11 protein-coding genes and 1 riboswitch are annotated in these 11,680 nt (G+C 63.8%); of the genes, 5 read left to right on the top strand and 6 right to left on the bottom strand.

Going from position 1 to position 11,680, the window contains the following annotated elements; all coding sequences use genetic code 11:
• Nucleotides 1–71: 71 nt before the first annotated feature.
• On the bottom strand, nucleotides 72–248 hold the full coding sequence (locus ACB032_RS17550; RefSeq protein ID WP_016349280.1) for a hypothetical protein: 177 nt from the start codon (nucleotides 246–248) through the stop codon (nucleotides 72–74).
• Between the two features lie 100 nt (nucleotides 249–348).
• On the opposite strand from ACB032_RS17550, the gene sgrR reads away from it, so the two are divergent.
• The 3 genes from sgrR to ACB032_RS17535 are packed head-to-tail and all read left to right on the top strand — an operon-like array spanning nucleotide 349 to nucleotide 3,258.
• A complete protein-coding gene (sgrR, locus tag ACB032_RS17545) occupies nucleotides 349–2,082 on the top strand; it encodes an HTH-type transcriptional regulator SgrR (protein WP_371138431.1) in 1,734 nt (577 codons plus the stop codon).
• A gap of 35 nt (nucleotides 2,083–2,117) precedes the next feature.
• Entirely contained in the window at nucleotides 2,118–2,513 is a 396-nt protein-coding gene (locus ACB032_RS17540; protein ID WP_011704482.1) for a thioesterase family protein, read from the top strand.
• A 31-nt stretch (nucleotides 2,514–2,544) separates the two neighbouring features.
• Complete coding sequence (locus tag ACB032_RS17535) at nucleotides 2,545–3,258, top strand: hypothetical protein (RefSeq protein WP_371138430.1); 714 nt, start codon at nucleotides 2,545–2,547, stop codon at nucleotides 3,256–3,258.
• Nucleotides 3,259–3,303: 45 nt separating this feature from the next.
• Here the strand turns inward: ACB032_RS17535 and ACB032_RS17530 are convergent, their stop codons facing one another.
• Both ACB032_RS17530 and ACB032_RS17525 read right to left on the bottom strand, forming a co-directional pair.
• Nucleotides 3,304–4,059 (bottom strand): lipase secretion chaperone, encoded by a 756-nt coding sequence (locus tag ACB032_RS17530; RefSeq protein WP_206819253.1) that lies wholly within the window; start codon nucleotides 4,057–4,059, stop codon nucleotides 3,304–3,306.
• Nucleotides 4,056–4,967, bottom strand: coding sequence for a triacylglycerol lipase (locus tag ACB032_RS17525; protein WP_277988202.1), 912 nt, complete (start codon nucleotides 4,965–4,967; stop codon nucleotides 4,056–4,058). Before ACB032_RS17525 ends, ACB032_RS17530 begins: the two co-directional genes overlap by 4 nt.
• 290 nt (nucleotides 4,968–5,257) lie before the next feature.
• Between ACB032_RS17525 and ACB032_RS17520 the strand changes: the two genes are divergently transcribed.
• Together ACB032_RS17520 and ACB032_RS17515 are read left to right on the top strand one after the other, a co-directional pair.
• Nucleotides 5,258–5,683 (top strand): hypothetical protein, encoded by a 426-nt coding sequence (locus ACB032_RS17520; protein ID WP_206819965.1) that lies wholly within the window; start codon nucleotides 5,258–5,260, stop codon nucleotides 5,681–5,683.
• 21 nt (nucleotides 5,684–5,704) lie between these two features.
• Nucleotides 5,705–6,319 (top strand): superoxide dismutase, encoded by a 615-nt coding sequence (locus ACB032_RS17515; RefSeq protein ID WP_171280019.1) that lies wholly within the window; start codon nucleotides 5,705–5,707, stop codon nucleotides 6,317–6,319.
• A 53-nt stretch (nucleotides 6,320–6,372) separates the two neighbouring features.
• Here ACB032_RS17515 and ACB032_RS17510 read toward each other — a convergent pair whose 3' ends face one another.
• The 3 genes from ACB032_RS17510 to ACB032_RS17500 all read right to left on the bottom strand — a co-directional run bounded on the left by ACB032_RS17510 (nucleotide 6,373) and on the right by ACB032_RS17500 (nucleotide 11,094).
• Complete coding sequence (locus ACB032_RS17510) at nucleotides 6,373–7,374, bottom strand: vancomycin high temperature exclusion protein (protein ID WP_371138429.1); 1,002 nt, start codon at nucleotides 7,372–7,374, stop codon at nucleotides 6,373–6,375.
• A gap of 166 nt (nucleotides 7,375–7,540) precedes the next feature.
• The gene (locus ACB032_RS17505; RefSeq protein ID WP_371138428.1) at nucleotides 7,541–10,288 is read right to left on the bottom strand and encodes a collagenase; all 2,748 of its coding nucleotides are present in this window, start codon (nucleotides 10,286–10,288) and stop codon (nucleotides 7,541–7,543) included.
• Between the two features lie 482 nt (nucleotides 10,289–10,770).
• The gene (locus ACB032_RS17500) at nucleotides 10,771–11,094 is read right to left on the bottom strand and encodes a fimbrial protein (RefSeq protein ID WP_180807545.1); all 324 of its coding nucleotides are present in this window, start codon (nucleotides 11,092–11,094) and stop codon (nucleotides 10,771–10,773) included.
• A gap of 93 nt (nucleotides 11,095–11,187) precedes the next feature.
• Nucleotides 11,188–11,273, bottom strand: a riboswitch (cyclic di-GMP riboswitch).
• Between the last annotated feature and the right edge of the window lie 407 nt (nucleotides 11,274–11,680).

The following is an 11,680-nucleotide window of genomic DNA, read 5'->3' as shown; positions in this document are numbered from 1 at the left end:
AATCCGGCAAAGCAATTGCGCCTGCTGGTGAACTGTGTCCTCCGTTGCGTGACCCGGGCGAGGGGGAATACTCAGAGGCGGCGGCGATACTCCCGATCGTCGATCTGCTGCATGTCCCACTGCATCAGGCGGTTGAGCTGGCTCATGGGATCCTCGATCAGGGTCAGCGGCCTGGGCAGGATCCGCTTGAAGTAACGGCGCAGGATCTGCTGGATCCGGTTCGGTTTGATGGGGTTGGCGTGGCTCATGATGGTGCTCCTGTGCTGTGGTTCTCACGTTCGCTAGCAGTATTGAGCTAAAATGCGGAAGTAAAAACTGATGACTTTCAGCAACAGGATTTCCTCTTTTATGCCCACCAGCCGCCTTTACCAGCAATTCCAACGGCTCGCCCAGCAGCTTGGCTGTGACGAGCGGGAGATCAGCCTCGCCGAGGTGGCGGATCTGCTCTGCTGCACCCCGCGCAACGCCCGCCTGCTGCTGCGCCGCATGGAGGATCAGGGTTGGCTCAGCTGGGCGGCGGAGGCCGGGCGGGGGCGGCGCTCCCGGCTCACCCTGCTCGACAACCAGGAGAGCCTGACCCGGCGCCGGCTGCGGGATCTGCTGAGCCAGGGCCAGCTGGCGCAGGCGGTACGGCTGGCCGAAGATCGCCTCGATCTGCTCACCCCGCTGCTGATCGAGCAGCTCGGCCAGGCCACCCGGGAGGGGCGCCAGATCCTGCGGGTGCCCTACTACCGGCCGCTGCCGCGCCTGCTGCCCACCGGCCCGCTGCGCCGCTCCGAAATCCACCTGAGCCGCCAGATCTTCAACGGCCTGACCCGGCGAAATGAGGAAAATGGGGAAATCGAGGGGGATCTGGCCCACCACTGGGAGTGTCTGGGCCCCTGCCACTGGCGTTTCTACCTGAGGCCGGCGGTGCGCTTTCACCACGGCCGCGAGTTGGTGGTGGAGGACGTGGTGGAGAGCTTGCTGGCCTTGCGGGATCGCCCGCTGTTCGCCCATCTGGCGCGGCTGGAGAGCCCCTGGCCGCGCACCCTGGATCTTCATCTCGACAGCCCTGATCCTCTGCTGCCCCAGCTGCTGGCCGAGCCGGTGGCGGCCATCCTGCCGCGCGAGCTCAAGGGGGAGGCGGGCTTTGCCCTGCAGCCGGTGGGCACCGGCCCCTACCGGGTGACCGCCAACGACCCGCTGCAACTGTGCCTCGAGGCATTCGACGACTACTTCGGCCTGCGCGCCCTGCTCGACGAGATAGACATCTGGATGCTGCCGGAACTGGCGGAGCGGCTGGAGAGCCACCTGCAGCTGGGGCGCGACAGCCCCGAGCTTGGCACCATGCGCGGCGAGTCCGAGCTGGAATCCGGCTGCTACTTCCTGCTGCAGGACGACAGAGCCGCATCCTTGCAGGATCCTACCCTGCGCCAGTGGCTGGCCGGCCTGCTCAACCCCATCGCCCTGATGGCGCGGGTCGCCCCCGAGCTGCAGCGGGGTTGGACCAGCGCGCTCGGCCTCTTGCCCCACTGGCGCGAGGCGCAGCCAGCCCCGCTGCCGACGCCGAAACAGCTGCCGCGCCAGCTGGTGCTGGCCTGCTTCAACCAGCATCTGGAGTTCAACGAGTGTGCCAACGCCATGAGCAGCCTGCTGGCAGAGCAGGGGATCCGGCTCGAGGTGCGCACCCTGGACTACGGTCGCTGGGTGAGCGGGGCGGACGAGGACGTGGATCTCTGGCTCGGCACCCTCAACCTGGAGCACGAACACGCCTTCGCTCCCTACGCCTGGTTGCAGGGCACCCCGCTGCTGCGCAAGGTGTGGGGCAGCCAGCAGCGTCTGTGGCAGGGGCTGACGCAGTGGCGTGCCAGCGGCGAGGAGCCGGGGCCGCGCGCCTTGCTGGCAAACGTGCAGCAGCAGGGCTGGTTCGTGCCGCTGTTTCACCACTGGCTGGAGCTGGAGAGCCGGGTCGGCGTGCACGGGGTGCGGATGACGGCGCTCGGCTGGTTCGATTTTCGCAGCGCCTGGCTGCGCCCGGAGCTGGCCGTCGGCGCCGGCGATGCGACGGGGGAGCTTGAGTCCAAAGGCGGGCCGCGTTAGCCTGAGCGCGGTCCAACGACAAGGAGTCGATATCCATGCTGGAAATGCAGATCCAACCCCGTTTTCAAGAGACAGATGCCCTCGGCCACATCAACAACACGGTGCCGGCGGTCTGGTTTGAATCGGCCCGCGACCCGCTGTTTCGCATCTTCTCCCCCGAGCTGGATGTGCACAACTGGCATCTGATCATCGCGGGCTACACGGTGCAGTTCAAACGGGAGCTGTTCTACGGCCAGCAGGTATTGATCAAAACCGGGGTCCGCCGCATCGGCTCCAGCTCCTTCACGCTCTGGCAGGAAGCCTGGCAGGGGGACGAGCTGGCGGTGACCGCCGAAACCACCCTGATCCATTTTGACTACCAGTCCCGCCAGTCCATCCCCCTGAGCGATCGCCACCGGGAGGGGCTGCGGGCCTGGCTGATAGAAAGCTAACCTTGGCCCACCGGCCAATCACAGGACACTTATGCGCAATACCGTGATCGCCCTGAGCCTCGGCTTGGGACTGGGGCTCTGCTCCCTGCCTTCCGTGGCGGCCTCCCTCGCCGAGCAGTTCTCCCTGATGGAAAAGGGGGCCGAGAGCGCCCTCGATACCCGTCTGTTCAGCCACGATGGCGTCGACATCAAGGCCTGGGTGGATGGCGCTCCCGTCATCATCGCCGTGCCCATCATGAACGAGCAGGGCAAGCTGGAAGGGGAGAGCCGCTACTACTTCAAGGGCGGCAAGCTGTTCGGGGTGAAAGAGCCCGCCGCCCAGTTCGCCTTTGACGACAGTGGCAAGCTGACCCAGTGGCTGGACGACAAGGGGCAGCCCGCCGAGTTCGTCAGCAAGATGAGCATGCAGCAGCGGGAAGTCTGGCTCACCAAACGGGCGGCCGAGCTGGGCAAACTGTTTGCCCAGAGTCCGGCCGAGCAGAAGGCGGCCAAGGGGGGCGTCAAGCTCAAGGGAGCGGAGCTGGCCCACTGGCTCTGCAACGGCAAGCTGATGGCACTTGCCGGGGGGGACAAGGTGACCTTCGAGCAGGCCAAGCTCAAGACCCGCGCCGAGGGTATCGAGGGGGAAGTCTCCCTGCGCCAGGAGAAGGGGTGGCAGGATCTGAGCCTCAAGTGCGAGGTGCAGGCATCCCAGGTGACCCGCCTCACCTGGCAGCCGCTGCCGGGGGCCAACAAGCCGCTGTAAGTACGGTAGTAGCAAAGCGAGGGGGCCCAGATATGGGCCCCCTTTTTATTGCGGTGACGACTCGTCCAGCCTGAGCCGGGTGAGGGCTTCCACCCGTCGCCACTGGTCGGGCTCGAACCAGCGCGCCAGGATCTCCGGCTGCTGTTCGGCTCGGCGCTCGGCGGGCAGGGGCTTGAGTTCGGCCAGATAGCCGGCCAGCTGCTGCTCGAACCCCTGCTGACTCTCCGCCAGCTGGTGCAGCCGGTCCGCCGCCTCCGGCCCCAGCTGCTCGCGCAGCACGGCGTCACGCTCGGCCGCTGGCAGCCGCTCCAGACTCTGCAGGTCGCCGAGCAGGCGGCTGTTGGCCTCCGCCTCCCGAAACCACTGGGGCTGCTCCGCCAGCCAGAGCTCGAGCTCGCTCGCCAGCAGCGGCTTGTCGGCATCGCCAGCCTCCGCCAGCGCCTTGCGGCGCAGGGTCCACTGCTCCATCAGCCGATCTTCGGCAAACAGCTGCTCCTGCTCGGCCGGGGTGAAGCTCTGCTGGCGCAACTGCTCACGCTCGTCGAACAGCACCTGCAGGCTGGCCAGGCCCGGATCGGTCGGCACCGTCAGGCTGCCTTCGGCGGCGAGAAAGGCTTCATAGCGGGCCTGCAGCGAGTTCTCGTCGGGCGAGGGGGCCGCCTGCCGGGTCAGGGGGGAGCTCGGTCCGGCCTCTTGCGCCGGGGGCTTGGCCGAGGTGGATCTCGGGGCGGGCCACAGCTGCCAGCCCCCCAGCAGCAGGGCCGCTCCCAGCGGAGCGGCCATCAGCCATGCCTTGTTCATAACCCCAGTCTCTGCAGGCGGTTGGCGTGCTGGCGATAGAGGCTGACCGGGTCGGTCTCAAACAGGTGGCGAATGCCGAACGACTGGTTCACCTCGTCCAGGTGGTTCATCCGGTAGTCGGTGCCGATCACCTTGCCGAGGTGGCTGCTGCACACCCCGACCAGGCCGTCGTTGGGCTCCTTGAAGAAGCTGCCGGTCAGCGCCAGCGCCGGATCCACCGGATCCAGGATGTTGGTCATGGTGCCGCGCCCGCTCCAGGAGAAGTAGTAGACCCCGTTGGCGGCCTGCATGGGTCCTTCGCCGCAGTACTGGCTGGGCAGCCCCTCCGGGTAGCGCTGGTTGAAGCGCTGGGCGCCGGCGCTGGTGAGGGCGTCGAGGGCGGCGAGGGGATCCTGTGGCAGCTGGCTGCCCCCGGAGAGCAGCGAGACGACCCCGGACAGGGCGGAGGCAGCCGCCACCGCCAGCTTCTCGGCCACCGAGCCCGGTGCCACGTTGGCGCGTACCAGATCGGCGATCTCCGAGCCGTAGTTGACCCCGCCCACGCTGGTGGCGGAGGCGACCAGTTCAGGGGCGACCGAGGCGACGTAGCGAATGGTGGGGCCGCCGTGGGAGTGGCCGATGAGGTTCACCTTGTCGGCCCCGGTGATGGCGAGCACCTGCTGCACCTGCTTGAGCAACTGCTCGCCGCGCAGTTCCGAGCTCTGGGTGGCGGAGACCTGGGCCACATAGACCCTGGCGCCATCCCGGGTCAGCGCCTGGGGGATGCCGTAGAAGTAGTCGACCCCGAGCAGCTTGTCGAAGCCGAACAGGCCGTGCACCAGCACTATGGGGTAGCGGGTTTGGGTATAACCTGCCGCCTGGCCCAGCATGGGCAGAGCGCACAGCAGCACCAATAGCCATTTTTTCATCTTGTCCATCCTTGTGAATAAGGTTGCCACAGCGGCAACCACCGGCCTCATGCCAGTACCGACCAGCATGACGGAGCGGGACGTTTGCATCTGTGCAAATGATCACCAAACAGACAGATTCAAAAAAGCCCTACCCATATGGGCAGGGCTGTTGGCGGTGCCGGCACAACTATCCCTTGTGTTCGCCGCCCACATAAGTTAAATAATAATTATTATCATTTGTGGTGTTGAGGATCATGGCGGCGAGCTGGGTAAGAGGATGGGTGGGGACGGAGGAGGGCGACAGCAGCATGGTGCACTGGAAGGTGCAGACCATGAGCGGCAATCGCCACTTTGATGCCGGTGAACACGGCAAGGCGCTCTCCTGCTATCAGCAGGCGCTGTGGTTGGCCCGTCAGCAGTTTGCCGGCTGGCCCGACGTGGACGAGGCGGTCGCCGCGCTGGTGGTGGCCCACCACAATCTGGCGGATCTGCTGGTCGCCATGGCGCGGCCGGAGCGGGCTGCCGACCTGCTGTGCCACATCCACGACTGCCTGCTCGCTACCTGCCAGTCGCCGGCCAGCCCCGATCCTCTGCGAGATGCGGCCCTGCGCCACACCCGTAGTACCCATGCCGAGCTGCTCGCCTTCCTGCGCAAACACGGCAACCACGACGGCATCCGCCGCTGCCTCGGTCAGTGCCTGTGCCAGACCGGGTCCGCCCGCCAACTGCATTAATCACAATAAACAGAGGTGACCATGAGCCATACCCTGCCAGCCCTTGCCTATGCCTATGACGCGCTGGAACCCCATATCGATGCGCTGACCATGGAGATCCATCACAGCCGCCACCATCAGACCTACATCAACAACCTCAATGCCGCCCTGGCCGATCTCCCCGAGCTGGCGGCGCTGCCGGTGGAGGAGCTGCTTGCCCGCTTCGACAGCCTGCCTGCCAAGGTACAGGGCGCCGTGCGCAATCACGGCGGCGGTCACGCCAACCACAGCCTGTTCTGGCAGGTGATGAGTCCGCAGGGTGGTGGCGAGCCGGCCGGCGAGCTGGCTGCAGCGATCGAGAGGGATCTGGGCGGACTGGAGGCCTTCAAGCAGGCCTTTACCCAGGCGGCGCTGAGCCGTTTTGGCAGCGGCTGGGCCTGGCTGGTGGTCGATCGGAGCGGCAAGCTGCAGGTAGTGAGCAGCGCCAATCAGGACAGCCCCCTGCAGGATGGGCTGGTGCCCATTTTGGGGCTGGATGTGTGGGAACACGCCTACTACCTCAAGTACCAGAACAAGCGTCCCGACTACATAGCCGCGTTTTACAAGGTGATCGACTGGAACGAGGTGGCACGGCGTTACGTGGCGGCGCTGGCCTGATCGCTGGAAATACCGAGCCCAATGAAAGAGACCCGCCTGTTGGCGGGTCTCTGCTATTGAGGGGGCGGCGCGCTGCTGGTTGGTGGCGCCGCACTGGCGGCAGCCGGGTTATCCACGGGCGTTGCCTCATTTGGCACGGCGGCGCTGGTGGTCTGGGCACCGCTGGTTGGTGTTGCTGCACTGGTGATGGCTGGCTTGTCCGCAGCGGTGACTTCGCTCGGCACGGCGGCGCTGGTGGCCGGGGCACTGCTGGTTGCCGCGCTCACTGCCGCTGCCGACTTGGCCTTCGGCTTATGAGGGGGCGGCGCAATGGGCAGGCAGGGCTGGCTCGCCCCTATGGTGCTCAACGCCTGGCAGGGGACCGGGCCGCCGATGACGATGGGCTCGCCGAGGAACTTGGGACCCTTGTCCAGCACATAGAGGTCGAGCAGCCCCATCAGGCGGGCGAACACCTCGCGCACCCGGGTCTTGATGCCCTGATAGGCGCTGGGATCCACGGCGTTGAAGCCGACCGCCTCGATGCCGAAATGGCGGGCGATGAAGATGGCGCGCTCGTTGTGAAAGGCCTGCGAGACCACGGTGAAGTGGGCCTGACCGAACACCTCCTTGGCCCGCACGATGGAGTCCAGGGTCCGAAAGCCGGCGTAGTCGCTGTAGATGGCGTTAGCCGGGATGCCGGCCTGGATCAGGGCCCGCCGCATCTGGCGCGGCTCGTTGTACTGTACGGTGGCGTTGTCGCCGGAGACCAGGATGTAGTCCACCTTGCCGTTGTTGTAGAGCTCGGCGGCGGCCTTGATCCGGTATTTGAAGTAGTGGTTCGGGCTGCCGCCAATCAGGTACTTGGAGGTGCCGAGCACCAGGGCGACCCGGTTGTAGGGCACCGCATTGACGTCGTCGTAGGTGTAGTGACGGGCGTCCGAGACGGTCCACTCGCTGTAGCCCAGCAGTGTGGCGACGGAGGCCAGCAACAGGCAGAGGCAGGCGAGCAGGATCTTGGCAAACTTCTTCATGCGCGGTGCGGTTCGGGTCTGAAGTAAGAGGTGACAGAGGGTCATTCTATTACAAGTTGCCGCCGTACGTCAGGCTTGATGACCGCCGAAGACGTCACTCGGGCAGAGGTTGTCGCAGGGAGAGGTCGGCTAACTGCTTGATCCTGAGCCGATTAAAATCGTTCATAAGCAGGGGCGGCCATGGCCGCCCCTTGTCATAGCCGTCTCGTCCTCAGTGGGAGGAGTCGTTGGCCTTGCACTCGTCGGAGTCCTTGTTGGCTTCCCACCAGGGCAGCAGCTCGCGGCCGAGCCACTGCTGGTATGCCTCGCTGTCATTGGCAATCAGCTGGTCCAGCTCGGCTTCGAAGGCGCTCATGGCCTGCTGCTGATCCGGGTTGCGCAGGGCTTGGGCCATGGCCAGCCAGCTGGCGCCGCGGCCGGTTTCGTTGAGGAAGCGGTGCACCGTGTAGGACCAGGAGTAGACCATCTCGCCGCCCTTGTCGTAATCCAGATGCAGGATGTCGGCCAGGGCCGGACGATCGCTGGCCGGGCGGCCGGCGACGTTGTCCAGACCGCGGGCGAAGCACTGGCCGTGGGCGACGAACTCCGCCAGCCCTTCCGACCACCAGGTGGTGCGGTTGAGCGGGTAATGGCCGAAGCTGCCGTACTGGTTGAAGCGGCCGTCCAGGTAGTGCACGTACTCGTGGCGCAGGTTCCACACCTGGAACGCTGGGCGCTTCCACTCCGCCTCGTAGGCAAAGAAGCGGGCCTGGTTGCCGGGGCGAGCCGGATCCCCTTCGAGGTAGATGCCGCCGTTGTCGGTGGAGACGCCGCCGAACAGGGCACTGCCGTAGCGTTTCCAGTCGGCGGAGGAGTTGAAGACCACCAGTTCCAGCGCCTCGTTGTGATCATCCGCTACCGGCTGCCAGCCGGTTTCCATCTGCTGGTGGAACTGCTGCTCTTCGGCACCCAGTTCACGGCAGATCCCTTCGGCCTGATCCATGGTCAGATCCTGGGCCCGCAGGCGCAGGGTCGGCGAGCAGGTGTGCTCGAACGGCAGCACGTCCTCCACCCGGACGGGGGTGCAGAGCCCGGCAAAGTCACCGCTGATGCAGGCTTCGCTGGTGCGGTCCGTGTAGGTCAGGTAGTAGGTGGAGAGGGTCAGTGACATGTCTTCCAGCAGATCCTGGCTCTGCTGGCCACCGGGGATCAGGTCGTGGTGGCGAACCAGTGCGATGACGGAGTCATCCAGCAGCTTGCGGTAGCCGTCGAGCTCGTCCGGACGGGTGTAGCGGGCGACCCGGTAGAGGCGGGTGTAGGCATCCAGCACGTTGTTGAGCAGGAACAGATCGGCGCCATCCCGTCCCTTCCACAACGCGAGCTCGCTCATGCCGAGGGCGTGCAGCTGCTTGCGCAGCTCGCCATCCTGCTGGCGGAAGTCATTGGCGAAGGGATCGCTGTAGTCGCTGGCGAAGTCGAGGAAGTTGAGCAGATCGAACAGGCCGGTCGCCCAGGCGTGCTGACCGTTGATCTCGCTGGCATGGCGGGTGCTATAGGCCAGCATCTGGTTGAACTCGCCGAGCAGGGTGCCAAAGCGGCTCTGCACTGCCGGGCTCTTGAACTGGCCGTGCAGGGCGATGCTCCAGGCACCCATGACCGCACCAACCTCGTCGCTGGCCTGCTCCGGGAAGAGCAGCGGATGGGCGCCCAGCGCCGTCAACGCCTCGGCCAGCGCCTCGGCGGCGGCCGGGCCGTCTTCCTTGTGCTTGCCGTAGTTGTGGTAGTTGTGGGCACGCACATATTCCAGCAGCAGCTTCATGGCCGGATGGGCCGGCTGATTGGCCGCCAGCAGGCTCTGGATGCCGCGCGACACGGCCAGCAGCTTGGTGTCATCGTGACCATAGTTCTCCTGCCAGACTGGTGCGGGCTGGCCACTGGCATCCTGCACTATCTTGGCCGCTTCGGCGTCCAGCAGCTCGGTGCCCGGCAGATCCGGCTCGGAACAGGCGCGGCCGTCGGCACGGCGACAGTCGAGTTGCTCTTCCTTGCTGGCCAGCACGATGGGACGGTTGAGCACCCGGCTCTCCTGCCACTCGGTTGTTTCCGGCAGGGTCTGCCATTCGCTGCCCCCCACCGGGTATTGATAGCCGGTGTCCTTCAAGACCACCTGCACTTCGCTGCCGGCGGGCAGGGTCTGGCGGCACACCCGGTAGCTGATGGTCTTGTCCCCTTCCTGACGGGTCTGGGGTTCATCGCACTCCTGCTGGGTCTTGGCCTGTTCCAGCAACCAGGTGTACTGGCGCCAGACGTGCAGCTCGCTCACCTGCTTGGCGGCCTGGCTGCCCGCGATGGGCTGCAGGCGGAAGAAGATCTGCTCGAGGCGGCCATCCCGTTCATTGGGGGTCTCTTCCAGCACCTTCAATTGCTGCCAGTTTTGCGGCTGGTACTGCCATGCCTGTTCGGCGCAGCGACCTTCGGCGTTGAGTTCGCAGCGATCCAGTTCCTGCTCACTGTGACCCAGGATGACCCGCTCAGCCAGCGGGAGACGATCCTGACGCGGCGCGGTCGGGGTGCCTGCCAGTGGCTCCCAGCGGCCCTGCTTCATGCCGTAGCCAAAGTCATAGCTGCTGGCAGGGACGGCCTTGCCGGCCGGCACCACCTCTTCACAGCTGAGGTAGCGGATCTGCCAGCCCTGCTCGATCTTGAGCTGCGGCTCGCCGCACTGCTGCTCTGCCAGCGCGGCCAGGTTGGCATCGCTCCAGTCGAAGCGGCGATACACCCTCAGCTGCTGATAGGGGGCGCCGCTACTGCGGGCGCTCAGCTCGTAGGTCACTTCGGTGAGACGATCCCCCAGCTGACGGCTGGATTCACCTTTGAGTTGATACTGTTGCCAGTCGGAGGGGGAGTAGTTGGCCAGCGCCGAAGTGGCAAACAGGCCCGGTGCTGCCAGCAGCAGCAACCTGGTACCCAGATTGTTCATTGTTATCCCTTTGCTTGATTGTCTGCGTGATTGACGCGTGCAATCTAGTCAGCCCCAAAGGGATATCAACCCACCAATCAGGCCATATAAATCATTTATTTAGATTAAATCAAAACAAAGTGAGCCCCATTGGGGGCCCGGTTGATAGCAAGGACTCATCTGCCATCTGGGGGGGATCTCAGTCTGAGGCCGGCAACTGTGATCAAAGTCTCGTTTGAGGTTCTTTTGTCAAGCGGGAATGCGACAGTAGCAAGCTGGGGATCAAGCAGGGTGCCTGAGGAGAAAGCCGAGTGTCGCAGTGAGTATCGTAGCGAGAAGCCGCTGGGTGGCAGTCGGGATGGCAGCCGAGAAAAACGGGAGGGGGATTGGTGGATGAAGAGCAGTGATTAATGATGGCAGCCTATCGGGGCTCATTCTGCAAAAGGCGAACAGAGCCGCCCGAGGTAATGAACAACCTCGGGCAGATGGCAGGAGCGACCCGATCAGAGGTAGCTGACGGTGACGATGGCCATGTTGCTGCTGCCGGCAGACAGCTTGTACTGCATGGTGCTGCTGATGGTATTGAGGCTGCCGGCTTGCTGCAGGCTGGCCAGATCCAGGGTCTGGCGTTGAGTGCCGGAATAGCAGGTCACGCTGTTGTCGGCAAAGTCGCAGGGAGCTTCGTAGATGGTACCGGTGAAGGTGACGGAGCCATCGGCGGCGGAGGCAGTGGCAGGCAGCAAGGCAGCACCCAGCAGCATGGCTGCGGCGGCAGAAGAAGCGAAACGGATGGCGCTGTTGCGAACGGAAGCGGTGGAAGTGTTCATTTTTATGTCCTTTTCGTCACATGTCGTTGTACGAAAAGGGCAACGCAATCAAAGAGAATGACACAGATACAGCTGATGACATCGCTCTTCTCAGATGGCAGCTCCGCTGTCTTAGGTTATGAACCCTTAGACCGGTGGCTTTGCGTCCCGACCTTTCGACCGGTTTGCCCTTTACTCTATGTTTAGATGATAACACCCCACTTTGAGAAATCAATCGCCATAAAAAAGTGTGGGATATCAGTCACAAATAAAATTTTATATATGACCGTGATAGAAAATATATGGTCTGGCCCATATTAGGCGATATATATCCAATCTTGTTCATCACTATTGGCTACTGCTTCTCGACGAAGCTTTATTCTGTGGTGAACATATATGACTGGCATCCGGTGAATTAAAATAAAGGCCACACTGGATGGTGGCAAGAGCAGATATATCAGCTTCCCCCCAAGTCTAATGGGTTAAAATGATTACCTGATTACCTGATTACCTGATTACCTGATTACCTGATTACCTGATTACCTGATTACCTGATTACCTGATTACCTGATTACCTGATTACCTGATTACCTGATTACCTGATTAC

Source organism: Aeromonas sp. S5(2024), from assembly GCF_041403025.1.
In the GTDB taxonomy this organism is placed as follows: Bacteria; Pseudomonadota; Gammaproteobacteria; order Enterobacterales; family Aeromonadaceae; genus Aeromonas; species Aeromonas hydrophila.
This window is presented reverse-complemented; position numbering and strand designations above follow the sequence as displayed.

Bases quoted from the DNA above. Each gene is read 5' to 3' on its own strand.
- ACB032_RS17550 (WP_016349280.1), bottom strand. From the start codon at position 248: ATGAGCCACGCCAACCCCATCAAACCGAACCGGATCCAGCAGATCCTG.
- sgrR (WP_371138431.1), top strand. From the start codon at position 349: ATGCCCACCAGCCGCCTTTACCAGCAATTCCAACGGCTCGCCCAGCAG.
- ACB032_RS17540 (WP_011704482.1), top strand. From the start codon at position 2,118: ATGCTGGAAATGCAGATCCAACCCCGTTTTCAAGAGACAGATGCCCTC.
- ACB032_RS17535 (WP_371138430.1), top strand. From the start codon at position 2,545: ATGCGCAATACCGTGATCGCCCTGAGCCTCGGCTTGGGACTGGGGCTC.
- ACB032_RS17530 (WP_206819253.1), bottom strand. From the start codon at position 4,059: ATGAACAAGGCATGGCTGATGGCCGCTCCGCTGGGAGCGGCCCTGCTG.
- ACB032_RS17525 (WP_277988202.1), bottom strand. From the start codon at position 4,967: ATGAAAAAATGGCTATTGGTGCTGCTGTGCGCTCTGCCCATGCTGGGC.
- ACB032_RS17520 (WP_206819965.1), top strand. From the start codon at position 5,258: ATGGTGCACTGGAAGGTGCAGACCATGAGCGGCAATCGCCACTTTGAT.
- ACB032_RS17515 (WP_171280019.1), top strand. From the start codon at position 5,705: ATGAGCCATACCCTGCCAGCCCTTGCCTATGCCTATGACGCGCTGGAA.
- ACB032_RS17510 (WP_371138429.1), bottom strand. From the start codon at position 7,374: ATGACCCTCTGTCACCTCTTACTTCAGACCCGAACCGCACCGCGCATG.
- ACB032_RS17505 (WP_371138428.1), bottom strand. From the start codon at position 10,288: ATGAACAATCTGGGTACCAGGTTGCTGCTGCTGGCAGCACCGGGCCTG.
- ACB032_RS17500 (WP_180807545.1), bottom strand. From the start codon at position 11,094: ATGAACACTTCCACCGCTTCCGTTCGCAACAGCGCCATCCGTTTCGCT.